The sequence below is a fragment of the Binatus sp. (SeqCode) genome, from assembly GCF_036522015.1.
In the GTDB taxonomy this organism is placed as follows: domain Bacteria; phylum Desulfobacterota; class Binatia; order Binatales; family Binataceae; genus Binatus.
On record NZ_DATDGQ010000006.1, the window covers coordinates 1 to 11,557 of the forward strand.

The 11,557-nt window shown below is 60.1% G+C and carries 6 protein-coding genes; 3 read left to right on the forward strand and 3 right to left on the reverse strand.

Annotation, left to right across the window (positions count from 1 at the left end):
- Nucleotides 1-85 precede the first annotated feature (85 nt).
- On the forward strand, nucleotides 86-538 hold the full coding sequence (locus VIW95_RS00380; RefSeq protein WP_331582848.1) for a PA2169 family four-helix-bundle protein: 453 nt from the start codon (nucleotides 86-88) through the stop codon (nucleotides 536-538).
- Here the strand turns inward: VIW95_RS00380 and VIW95_RS00385 are convergent.
- On the reverse strand, nucleotides 463-972 hold the full coding sequence (locus tag VIW95_RS00385; RefSeq protein WP_331582850.1) for a M23 family metallopeptidase: 510 nt from the start codon (nucleotides 970-972) through the stop codon (nucleotides 463-465). The two genes, VIW95_RS00380 and VIW95_RS00385, sit on opposite strands and share 76 nt — an antisense overlap.
- A gap of 629 nt (nucleotides 973-1,601) precedes the next feature.
- Between VIW95_RS00385 and VIW95_RS00390 the strand changes: the two genes are divergently transcribed.
- Together VIW95_RS00390 and VIW95_RS00395 are read left to right on the forward strand one after the other, a co-directional pair.
- Nucleotides 1,602-6,656 carry a HAMP domain-containing protein gene (locus VIW95_RS00390; protein ID WP_331582852.1) on the forward strand — a complete coding sequence of 1,685 codons (5,055 nt, stop codon included), beginning with the start codon at nucleotides 1,602-1,604 and terminating at the stop codon, nucleotides 6,654-6,656.
- 69 nt (nucleotides 6,657-6,725) lie between these two features.
- A complete protein-coding gene (locus tag VIW95_RS00395; RefSeq protein ID WP_331582855.1) occupies nucleotides 6,726-8,741 on the forward strand; it encodes a hybrid sensor histidine kinase/response regulator in 2,016 nt (671 codons plus the stop codon).
- A gap of 72 nt (nucleotides 8,742-8,813) precedes the next feature.
- Here the strand turns inward: VIW95_RS00395 and VIW95_RS00400 are convergent, their stop codons facing one another.
- Both VIW95_RS00400 and VIW95_RS00405 read right to left on the reverse strand, forming a co-directional pair.
- Nucleotides 8,814-10,397, reverse strand: a complete 1,584-nt coding sequence (locus VIW95_RS00400) for a PAS domain S-box protein (protein WP_331582857.1) — start codon at nucleotides 10,395-10,397, stop codon at nucleotides 8,814-8,816.
- Nucleotides 10,398-10,508: 111 nt separating this feature from the next.
- On the reverse strand, nucleotides 10,509-11,557 hold a 1,049-nt coding region (locus VIW95_RS00405; protein WP_331582860.1), incomplete at its 5' end, for an epoxide hydrolase family protein.

Consider the following 11,557-nt stretch of genomic DNA (forward strand, 5'->3'; position numbering starts at 1 on the left):
GAACTAATTCTTTCTTTTCTATGTCGAGAAAGTTTTACCGCGGTAAAAGTACCGAAGATAATTCCGCATCAGCAGGAGGATCGCGATGACTAAACTTGAAACCCTCGATAACCTCGTCAAGATCTGCGTGGACAGCGCGGAGCGTTATCGCCGAGCCGCTGCCGATGTCGGCAAGGAGAAGCTCGTTCAATTCTTCACACAGCAGGAAGCCGCGCGCCGACGCGATGCCGACGAATTGAATCTCGAGCGCAAACGCCTGGGCGGGGAAGGCGAGAAGGTCGGCAAGGAATCCGGCAGCGTCGGCGGCTTCATCGATCGGACCGCGATGGACTTGAGCGTCGTCATGAGCAAAGGCGACACCGGCGTCGTCGAATGGTGCCGCGAGGATGCCACGGACGTCATCGCCGCTTATGAAAAAGCTTTGCGCGATGTTGACGGCACGACGCGCAGCACGCTCGAACGTCAGCTCGCCGAGAATCGAGCCTCGCTGGCCGCCCTCGAGAAAGTACTGCAGCCGTACGGGCACCCGCGCTCCTGAAGAACCCAGACAGATTCGGAACTGGTCACGGCTCGCAATAGTATTGGATAGGGATCGATCGCCTCGCCCTTCCACCATTTCTTGTCAGGCCCGAGTTTAAAGATCGCGAAATGCAGTTGCGGTGCGTCCGGCGACGCATCCCCCGTCGTGCCGACGTATCCGATCACATCGCCGCGCGCGACCGGCCCACCTTCGTAGATCTGATCAGCGTAGTGATCCAGATGCGCATAGTAAAAACAGTACGCTCCCTCACGATCGAATTCGTAGATCGTTAGTCCTCCCCGCCGGCTGATGAAAACCTTTCGAATGACGCCGTCGGCCACCGCGCGAACCGGCGTGCCGCGAGGCCTCATGATGTCGATCGCTTCGTGACGATGCCCGCCGCGGATCTCGTTGAAAGAATCATGGAGGTCCGTCGTCTTTAGTGAATCCAACGGCACGCCGATCTCGGGCGGGGGGCGAATTCCCGGCCGCCTCCGACGGACTTAAGAGAACGACGCATATGTACAGCGCCGCGATCAGTACCTCTAAAAAAAAGACAGCGCGGCTCAGCAGTTTACGGATGCGCGGACCCATATTGGTTGAGCAAACGATGAACCCGATCAGAGCGAAGGCGTTCAACGCTAAGCGGTCGATAAAAGTCGTGAACTGTGAAAAAACTTCGGGAATTTTTTTCAGAAAAGTAACAATCCAGGAGATTTCATCGATCTCGGATTACTTATTTATATGAAGATAAATCAATTTTTAAGCAGCATTTCTTAGCTTTCATCATCCACCACCGCTGCTGGCACGTTTTCTGCTTCCTGCTAACTGCTTTTTCCCTTTGTGGACATTGTTTTTGTGGCCGGCCGAAGTCGGGGAGATTTGAATGTCGGTAGTTCGTCGAGCAGGGTGCAGTCCCTCGTCCTCCAAGTCTGGAAGTTTCCAGACCCCCTCCTCTTCTAATTGCGCCCTGCTCGCTTCTTTTTTCTGTGAATTGGAACGCTATCCGCTTTCGTGAGGAGCTAACCAAGTGGAGTTGAACGATTCGAACCGTAGTCAGAGGTCGAACGACTCGGGCCAGATGGCAGACAACGAAGCCCTCGCCGGAACCAAGACCAATGGCAAAGCCCGGCGAAACGGACATCGCGGATTCGACGACGAGTCGGATGAGCGGCGTTTCAGAAATCTGATCAAGGCATTGACTGCCGCCGGACAGGGCGATTTTTCGGTCCGGCTCAAGGTCACCCACAAGGACCGGCTGCTCGATCAGCTCGCAGCCGGATTCAACGCCGTCGTCGAGCGCAACGAAGCGATCACCAGCGAAATAATCCGGGTCGAGAGAGCCGTACGGCGCGAGGGGCGAATGACCGAGCGTGCGACGGTGAAGGGGGCGCTCGGCGGATGGCAGGAGATTGAAGATTCGATCAATTCGCTGATCGGCGGCCTGGTGCAGCCGACCACTGAGGTCGCTCGCGTTATCGGTGCGGTCGCGCAAGGCGACCTGCGCCAGAAAATGGCGCTCGAAATAGACGGCCAGCCGGTCAAGGGCGAGTTCCTGCGCATCGGCACCACGGTTAACGCGATGGTCGATCAGCTGAGCTCGTTCGCCGACGAAGTTACCCGCGTCGCCAAGGAAGTCGGCACCGACGGCAAGCTCGGCGGCCAGGCGCAAGTCAAAGGCGTGTCGGGCACCTGGAAGGATCTCACCGACAATGTGAACGTGCTGGCGCGCAACCTGACCGACCAGGTGCGAAACATCGCAACCGTCACAACCGCGGTCGCCAACGGCGACTTGTCGCAGAAAATCACCGTCGATGTTAAGGGCGAAATCCTCGAACTGAAAAACACCATGAACACGATGGTGGATCAGCTTCGAGCGTTCTCCGCGGAAGTTACGCGTGTCGCACGCGAAGTCGGCACCGAGGGGAAACTCGGCGGCCAGGCCGAAGTGAAAGGCGTGTCTGGCGTCTGGAAGGATCTGACCGACAACGTCAATTTCATGGCGTCGAATCTCACCACCCAGGTTCGCGGTATCGTCAAGGTCGTGACCGCAGTCGCCAACGGTGACCTGTCGCAAAAATTGATCGTGGACGCGCGCGGCGAGATCGCGGCCTTGGCCGACACGATCAACGGCATGACCGCAACGCTGGGCCTGTTCGCCGAACAGGTTACCGACGTGGCGCGCACCGTCGGCGTGGAAGGAAAACTCGGTGCGCAGGCGGAAGTCCCGGGAGTCGCGGGCACATGGAAAGATTTGACCGACAACGTCAATCTGCTCGCGAACAATCTCACCGCGCAGGTCAGAAACATCGCCGAAGTTACCACCTCGGTCGCGAAAGGCGACCTGTCCAAGAAGATCACTGTCGATGCGAAGGGCGAAATCCTCGAGCTGAAAGACACCATGAATACGATGGTGGATCAGCTCAACTCGTTCGCATCGGAAGTTACCCGCGTCGCGCGCGAGGTCGGCACCGAAGGAAAACTCGGCGGCCAGGCGGAAGTGCGCGGCGTGTCGGGCGTATGGAAGGACCTGACCGACAACGTTAATTTCATGGCGTCGAACCTCACTACGCAGGTCCGCGGCATTGTCCGGGTCATAACGGCCGTTGCCAACGGCGACCTGTCTCCAAAACTGGAAGTCGCAGCCAAGGGCGAGATCGCGGCCTTGGCCGACACCCTCAACGGCATGACGAAGACGCTCGCGATCTTTGCGGAGCAGGTCACCAGCGTCGCGAAAACGGTCGGCGTCGAAGGAAAACTTGGCGCGCAGGCCGAAGTGCCGAACGTCGCAGGCACTTGGAAGGATTTGACCGACAACGTCAATCTGCTGGCGAATAATCTGACCGCCCAGGTCCGAAACATCGCGGAAGTCACGACCGCCGTCGCGAAGGGAGATCTCTCGAAGAAAATCTCGGTCGATGCCAAAGGCGAGATCCTCGAACTGAAAAACACCATGAACACCATGGTGGACCAGCTGCGGTCATTCGCATCGGAAGTTACCCGCGTCGCCCGCGAAGTCGGCACCGACGGAAAACTCGGCGGCCAGGCGGAAGTCGAAGGTGTCGAGGGCATCTGGAAGGACCTGACTCAAAACGTCAACGCGCTGGCCGGCAACCTCACCGACCAGGTCCGCGGTATCGTCAAGGTCGTTACCGCAGTCGCCAACGGCGACTTGTCGAAGAAAATGTCGGTCGACGTCGCGGGAGAGATCCTCGAGCTGAAGACCACCATCAATACCCTGGTCGATCAGCTGAACTCATTCAGCGCGGAGGTTACGCGCGTCGCGCGCGAAGTCGGCACCGAAGGAAAGCTCGGCGGACAGGCCGAAGTCAAAGGCGTGTCGGGCGTCTGGAAGGATTTGACCGACAACTTCAATTTCATGGCGTCGAACCTGACCACCCAGGTCCGCGGTATCGTCAAGGTCGTTACCGCAGTCGCCAACGGCGACCTCAAACAAAAACTTGTCGTCGATGCGCGCGGCGAGGTCGAAGCTCTTGCCGTCACGATCAACAACATGACCGACACGCTGAGCACTTTCGCCGAGCAGGTCAGCACGGTGGCGCGCGAAGTCGGCGTCGAAGGAAAACTCGGCGGCCAGGCGCGCGTCCCCGGCGTCGCCGGCACGTGGAAGGATCTCACCGACAACGTCAATTTCATGGCGTCGAACCTCACGACGCAGGTCCGCGGCATCGTCAAAGTCGTGACCGCAGTCGCCAACGGTGATCTCACCCAGAAGCTGATCGGTGTGGAAGCCAAGGGCGAGATCGCGGCACTGGCCGATACCATCAACAGCATGACTGAGACTCTTAGTATCTTCGCCGACCAGGTCAGCACGGTCGCGCGCGAAGTCGGAATCGAAGGCAAACTGGGCGGTCAGGCCCGCGTGCCAGCGGCGGCCGGAACTTGGCGCGACTTGACCGACAACGTCAACCAACTTGCAGGAAACCTGACCACCCAGGTGCGCGCGATCTCCGACGTCGCGACTGCGGTTACCAAGGGCGACCTGACGCGATCGATCAAGGTCGAGGCACTCGGCGAAGTCGCGGCGCTCTCCGACAACATCAACCAGATGATCGTGAACCTGAAGGAGACCACGCAGAAGAACCAGGAGCAGGACTGGCTCAAGACCAACCTCGCGAAATTTTCGAGCATGATGCAGGGCCAGAAGAACCTCGAAGCCGTTTCGCGAATGATCATGTCGGAGTTGACGCCGCTGGTTTCGGCGCATCAGGGCGCGTTCTTCCTGATGGATAGCGAGGAAGGCGCTCCGCTGCTGAAGCTGACGAACACCTACGCGTATCGCGAGCGCAGGGGCGTCGCGAATCGATTCCATATTGGCGAGAGCCTGGTCGGCCAGTGCGCGCTCGAAAAGAAGAGCATCCTGGTGACGCACGCGCCGCACGACTACATCCATATCAGCTCGGGCCTCGGCGAGGCGCCGCCACTCAACATCATCGTGTTGCCGATTCTATTCGAGGGCGAGGTCAAGGCCGTGATCGAGCTGGCGTCGTTCAACGCCTTCAGCTCGATCCATCAGATCTTCCTCGATCAGCTGACGGAGAGCATCGGCGTCGTCCTCAACATGATCATGGCCAACATGCGCACCGAGGAATTGCTGCAGCAGTCGCAAAGCCTCACGCAGGAATTGCAGAACCAGTCCAAAGAGCTGACTCATCAGCAGGATACTCTGAAGAGCACCAACACCGCGCTCGAACGGCAGGCGCTGGAGCTCGAAGAAAAAGCCAAGCAACTCGAGGAACAGAACACCAAGGTCGAAATCAAGAATCGCGAAGTCGAGCAGGCGAGAAAGTCGCTCGAGGAAAAAGCCGAGCAGCTCGCGCTGGTGTCGAAGTACAAGTCCGAGTTCCTCGCCAACATGTCGCACGAGTTGCGCACGCCGTTGAACAGCCTGCTGATCCTCGCCAAGGTGCTGTCCGACAACAAGGAGGCGAACCTCAGCGACAAGCAGCTCGACTATGCGCGCACGATCTACTCTTCGGGCACCGACCTGTTGAAGCTGATCAGCGAAGTTCTCGACCTCTCGAAGGTTGAGGCGGGCAAGATGGCGATCGAGGTCCGCGAGCTGCAGACCGCCGAGCTGGTCGAATTCGCCGAGCGCAGTTTCCGGCCGCTGGCGGAGGAAAAAGGACTCGGCTTCTCGATCGAAGTGGCGTCGGGCGTCAGCGGAGAGATTCGTACCGACCGCCAGCGAATCGAGCAGGTGCTGAGAAACCTGCTGGCCAACGCGATCAAGTTCACCGAGAGCGGCTCGGTTAAGTTCCGCATGGAGATGGTCGAGTCGCGCCGCGACTTCGAGAGCGACGCGCTCAAGGGACCAGGAAAAATCCTCGCCCTGTCGGTGATCGACACGGGAATTGGAATTGCGAAGAACAAACAGCGACTGATTTTCGAGGCGTTCCAACAAGCCGACGGCAGCACCAGCCGGCGTTACGGCGGTACCGGTCTCGGTCTCTCCATCAGCCGCGAGATTGCGCGCGCACTCGGCGGAGAGATTCACGTCGAGAGCACTCCCGGCGAAGGCAGCACCTTCACGCTCTACATGCCCGTCAGCTATGGCAAGGAAGTCGAATCGTTCGGGACGCGCGAGGACGACGCAGAGGCCCACGCGCGGCTGGTCGATCAGATCGAAGAAAAGGTGGCGCAGACGACCGGCGCGGTGCGTGATTTCCTCGCCGCGGAGCCGCCGCTGCCGCGGCTATCCGCTGAAACGCTCGACAGCCTCAAGGGCAAGACCGTGCTGATCGTTGACGACGATCCGCGCAACATCTTCGCCGTCAGGAGCCTGCTCGAAGGGCACGGGATGAAGACGCTGCACGCGGAAAACGGCCGCGCGGGAATCGTGATGCTCGAGCGTCATCCGGAAATCGACATCGCGCTCATCGATATCATGATGCCGGAGATGGACGGCTACGAAACGATGCGCCTGATCCGCGCGAATCCTGCCAAGCGCTGGCTGCCGATGATCGCAGTGACGGCCAAGGCGCTCAAGGAAGATCGCGAGCGCTGCATGGCGGCGGGCGCGTCGGATTACCTGGCCAAGCCGATCGACGATGGGCAGTTGGTCGAACTGATTCGGATCTGGGCTGGAGGATCGCCACTCCAGGCATCGGTGTAGGCAGGAATCCCAGGCGTTTGTGTGGACGATCTCGAGCATAGTGCGGATGATGAGGCTCGGATTAGTGAAATGAAAACCCTACAGCAAGCATCGCGTCTCGAGCGGATACCAGTGGGCGCCGGCGTCAAGGCAAACATCCTGCTGGTGGACGACCGGCCGGCGAATCTGCTGGCGCTCGAGGCAATCCTCGACCAGCTCGACCAGCGACTGGTGCGCGCGACCTCGGGCGAAGAAGCGCTGGAGAAACTGGCCGACGAGGAATTCGCGGTCATCCTGATGGACGTGCGGATGCCGGGAATGGACGGACTGCGCACCGCCGAAGTGATCTGCCAGCGCGAAAGCGCGGCCCGAGTTCCGATTATCTTTCTGACCGCAGTCCCGATTGGCAACGCCGACGTGGCGAGCGGCTACGCGCGCGGCGCCGTAGATTTTCTGCTCAAGCCTTTCGATCCTGAAATCCTGCGCTCGAAGGTGTCGGTCTTCGTGGACCTGCACCAGAAAGAACAGATGATCAAACGGCAGAGCGCGCTGCTGCGTCAACGCGAGCGCGAGGCGTTCGAGCGTCGCAGCGAGCTGCGCTTTCGCTCGCTGATGGACGCGCTGCCGCAATCCGTATGGGTCGCGCGCGCCGACCTGACGTTCTACTACTGGAACCAGCGCGCCGTCGATTACATCGGGATCCAGGCGACCATGGCGGTCCCCGCCGAACGCTTGTTTGAATTCGTGCATCCCGACGATCGACCGACGCTCAAAGCAGACTGGGAACTCTCGACCGCCAACCAGTGTTCGGCGGAGAACCAGGTTCGTTTGCGGCGGCATACCGACGGTGAGTACCGATGGTTCCTGATGCGGGCAGTTCCGCAGCTCGAGGAATCGGGAAATGTGGCCGGATGGATCGTCGCGGCAACCGACATCGATACGGAACATCACGCGCTGCAGGAAGCCGAAGCGGCGAGCCGGATGAAAGAGGAATTTCTCGCGACCGTATCGCACGAGCTGCGCAATCCGCTCAACGCGATCATGGGATGGGTTCATCTGCTGCGTTCCGAAAAGCTCGACGTGGCAAAGTCGTCGAAGGCGCTGGAGACGATCGAGCGCAACGTGCACCTGCAGACGGCGCTAATCGACGACATCCTCGACGTCTCGCGGATCATGCAGGGCAAGATAAACCTGACTTTCCGAACCGTCAGAATGAGCGCCGTCGTCGAGGCTGCCGTTGCTGCGGTGCGCCCGACCGCCGACGCCAAGGGCGTCGCGCTTGAGTATAAGAGGACGGCGGATTCCGACGAAATAAGCGGCGACGCGGATCGGCTGCAACAGATTGTCTGGAACCTGCTCTCGAACGCGATCAAGTTTACGCCGCGCGACGGCCGGGTCACGGTTAGCATGGGACGGCATGATGGCGAGCTCGCGCTGACGGTGCTCGATACCGGCCAGGGGATTTCTCAGGATTTCCTGCCGCATGTGTTCGACCGATTCAGCCAGGCTGATAGCGGCAGCACTCGCGCGCATGGCGGCCTGGGACTGGGCCTGGCGATCGTGCGCCACCTGGTCGAGCTCCACGCTGGCACGGTGGAAGCGACCAGCGCCGGTGCGGGTCAGGGCGCCAGCTTCTCGGTGAGACTGCCGATCAGGGACGCGAAGGCGGTAACCGCCGGCGATGAACAAGGTCAGACCGCTACGCGACCGCTGCAGCTAGAAGGAGTGTCGATACTGGTGGTCGATGATGAGGAGGACTCTCGCGAAGTGCTGGCTGAACTACTGCGGCAATACGGCGCTCAAACCAGGACCGCAGCGTCCGCTGAGGAGGCGCTCTCCGCGATTGCGCATTCGACTCCGCAAGTCCTGCTCAGCGACATCGGCATGCCGTCGGTTGACGGCTTCGAGCTGGTCCGCCGAGTTCGCGAGCTTATCCCCAGCGACGAAATGATCGCGATGGCGTTGACAGGACTCGGAAGCGCGCACGATCGCAAACGCGCCCTGGCCGACGGCTTCCAGGTCTGCATGGTCAAGCCGGTTGACCCGGATCGCCTGGTGGAGGCGATCAAGCAGCTACTTCCTTCTGTCGCCACACCAGGCGCATAGGACTCGACGGTTCGACGCGAACGACGAGCCGCCCGTTCCTGATTGCGATCGAGTTCCCGCCCGCGGAAATCGTCAGAGTCTCTTCGTCAGGCTGGCGACGATCGTCGCAAGCTCGATCGGCTCTATCGGCTTGGGCACATGCATCTGGAAGCCGGCGGACAGTATTTTGAGACGATCCTGCATGTGAGCGTATGCAGTGAGGGCGATCGCGGGAATCTGGCCGCCTCTGTCCGCTGAAAGTGCGCGCACCTTGCGGATCAGGTCGTAGCCGCTCTCGCCGGGCATTCCGATATCCGAGATCAGCAGATCGGGTTTCCACCGTTCGACCAGATCGAAGGCTTGGCGGGAACCTGACGCGGTGGCGATTTCAGCGCCCGCTTCGCCCAGAATTGCCGCAACGATCTCGTGCGCATCCGGTTCATCATCGACCACCAGGATGCGCAATCCAGCAAGCGACGGAACCTTGCCGGATAAGTGTCCACCGACCCGCCGATGAACATCGGATTCAACCGACTCCTGCGCTCGGGCCATTATTGGAAGCTGCAACGTGAAGTCGGCGCCACGACCCGCTCCCTGGCTGTGCGCACTGACCACTCCGCCGTGAAGTTCGATGAGATGACGCACGATCGCCAATCCCAGCCCGAGTCCGCCGTATTCACGAGTCGTGCTGCTGTCGCCCTGGCGGAAGCGTTCGAAGACGAAGGGCAACAGCTTCGCATCGATTCCCTTGCCGGTGTCGGACACGACGATTTCCACGTGAGAGTCCATTCGCCGCGAGCGTACATAAACTCGGCCGCCGCTCTGCGTGAACTTCACCGCGTTGGACAGTAAGTTCCAGAAAATCTGCTGCAAGCGGTCGGGGTCGCCGGCTATCGATCCCGTTGTCGGATCGAGTGCCGTCTCTATGCGAATTGACTTGGCATCGGCACTGGGCCGCACCACTTCGATCGCCGCCTCGATCACCGAGACAAGCTGTAAGGGGCGAACGTTGAGGCGGAGCTGACCCGAAACGATCCGTGACACATCGAGCAGATCCGCGATGAGTTTGGTCTGCGTCTGTGCATTGCGCAGAATCGTATCAACCGCGTGCCTCGTCTGATCGTCGAGTGGGCGCATCACCAGCAGCGATGCCCAGCCGGTAATCGCATTCAGCGGCGATCGAAGCTCGTGCGACACGACCGCCAGGAATTCGTCCTTGAGGCGGTTGGCCTCCTCGGCCTGCCGGCGCGACTCTTTCTCCAAGGCCAGCAGGCGATCGCGTTCTCGTTCAGCGTTTTTGCGTTCGGTTATGTCGCGCGCGACTTTCGAGGCGCCGACAATCCTGCCGCTGGCATCCTTAATCGGCGAAACGGTGAGTGAGATGTTAAGCAGGTGTCCGTCTTTCGCCCGACGAATTGTTTCAAAATGATCGACTCTTTCCCCACGCCCGATGCGAGCGAGAACCTCGTCTTCTTCAGCCCATCGATCGGCCGGGATGATCATCCTGATGTTCTGTCCGACTGCTTCTTCCGGAGTGTATCCAAATATGCGCTGTGCTCCCGGATTCCAGGACGTGATGACGCCCTCGAGAGTCTTGCTGACAATCGCATCATCGGAGGAGGCGATGATCGCGGCAAGATGCGCTGCGACATCGAACGGTGAGACAAAATCACTCAAGGGGCATCTCTCGCACGGGCTCAGGGCACTAATCCAGATTTATCGAATTGGCTTGCCCCACACTAGTCTGACGGGTTGCAACCGCATGCCCGACGGCCGCAAGTTCTGTCGTCAGCCTTCGCGCATGAGCCTGAGACAGTTCCGGACTTCCTTGACGAATGTTTCGGGCTGCTCGAACGCGGCGAAATGTCCGCCCTTGCTCAACTCGTTGAAATAGACGAGCTTGGCAAATCTTTTCTCGGCCCATCGTTTCGACGTGCGGAAAATTTCTTTGGGGAAAATCGAGCAGCCGACCGGGACCGTCACGGGATCCGTCAAAGTGCGGCGAAAACTTTCCCAGTAGAGGCGGGCCGAAGACGCGGCGTTGGCCGGCAGCCAGTAGAGCATCACGTTGTCGAGCAGTTCGTCCCGCGTCAGCACGTTTTCCGGATTGCCGTCGCAGTCGGTCCACGACCAGAACTTTTCCAATATCCACGTGAGCTGTCCGGCGGGAGAGTCGGTCAGGCCGTAGCTGACCGTCTGCGGCCGCGTGCTCTGCTGCTTCGAGTAGCCCGAATCCCAATCATTATAGTGTTGCATGCCCGCGATTGCCGACTTTTCACTCTCAGTGAGATCGTTCATCGTCGCCGGATCGGGCATCGCGATCGGCATGTTGAGATGAATACCGACGCAGTTGCCAGGGTCCTGGATTCCAATGCAGGTCGTGACGATCGATCCCCAGTCGCCGCCCTGCGCGGCGTACCTCTTGTAGCCAAGCCGCGGCATCAGCTCGGCCCATGCGCTCGCGATGCGCTGTACATTCCAGCCGTTGCTCGCCGGCTTGTCCGAGAAACCGTAACCCGGCAGGGAAGGGCAGACCACGTGAAACGCGTCGGCCGCATCGCCGCCATGCGCAGTCGGGTTCGTCAGCGGCTCGATTACCTTTTGAAACTCGACGATCGATCCCGGCCATCCGTGCGTCATCACGAGCGGCAGCGCGTCGGCGTGCGGCGATCGGACATGGATGAAGTGAATCCCGAGGCCGTCGATCTTCGTCCTGAATTGCGCAAAGCGGTTGAGACGAGCCTCGCGCGCGCGCCAGTCGTACTTGTCGCGCCAGTAGGCGGCGACCTCTTGCGCGTATGCCAGCGGCAGCCCCTGCGACCAGTCGTCGACGCACT